1 protein-coding gene is annotated in these 629 nt (G+C 39.6%); it reads left to right on the top strand.

Annotation, left to right across the window (positions count from 1 at the left end):
- The first annotated feature begins 43 nt into the window (after positions 1-43).
- The gene (locus tag AB4653_RS20005; protein ID WP_010432560.1) at positions 44-301 is read left to right on the top strand and encodes a YdcH family protein; all 258 of its coding nucleotides are present in this window, start codon (positions 44-46) and stop codon (positions 299-301) included.
- Positions 302-629 lie beyond the last annotated feature (328 nt).

Here is a 629-nt window from a genome sequence, read left to right as displayed (position 1 = left end):
AAGATCAACACGCCCTAAAAATCCGACTAGAGAGGAAGTGCCAATGCTCAATGAAAACCATGCCTTTATCTTAGATTTCCCAGATCTTAAATTAGACATTGTTCAGCTCAACCACGACGACGAAAAATTCAAAGCAGACATGCAGAAATACCACCAACTCGACTACGACATCCGTCAGCTAGAAATCTCTGGCAGCCCTATCGATGACGACAGCATGCACAACCTCAAAGTAGAACGCATGGCGCTAAAAGACTCGCTACACAAACAGCTCACGCGCCACCACGCACTTAAGATCGTTTAACAGAATACACTTGTCCTCAAAAACGTTTTTATAAACAGCCCGTTGACGGGCTGTTTACCACAAATTTACGCAGCTAATTTAGTGAAAATCTGAATGATAGCGGTCGGTAATTCAAAATCTTCAGATACTAAGAAGTGGATAATTGCTAATACTCTCTCAGCTACGTCTAACAAAATACTAATTTTGTTCATCATGAACTGTACTCTCTATTTTATATAAATGGAGCACATTGTTTTTTGCGTGGACTTTGATATGATTCGCCTTGAAACAAGTCATCATAATTGTTGTCCAGAAGTTTTAAGACTTTGTAGGAGAAGACTCTAAACTT

The organism is Vibrio sp. 10N.222.48.A3, from assembly GCF_041475345.1.
Taxonomy (GTDB): Bacteria; Pseudomonadota; Gammaproteobacteria; order Enterobacterales; family Vibrionaceae; genus Vibrio; species Vibrio tasmaniensis_A.
Note: the sequence above shows the minus strand (reverse complement) of the source record. Positions and strands in the feature narration are given on the sequence as shown.

Excerpts from the sequence above, each read along its gene's own strand:
- AB4653_RS20005 (WP_010432560.1), top strand. The coding sequence starts at position 44 with ATGCTCAATGAAAACCATGCCTTTATCTTAGATTTCCCAGATCTTAAA.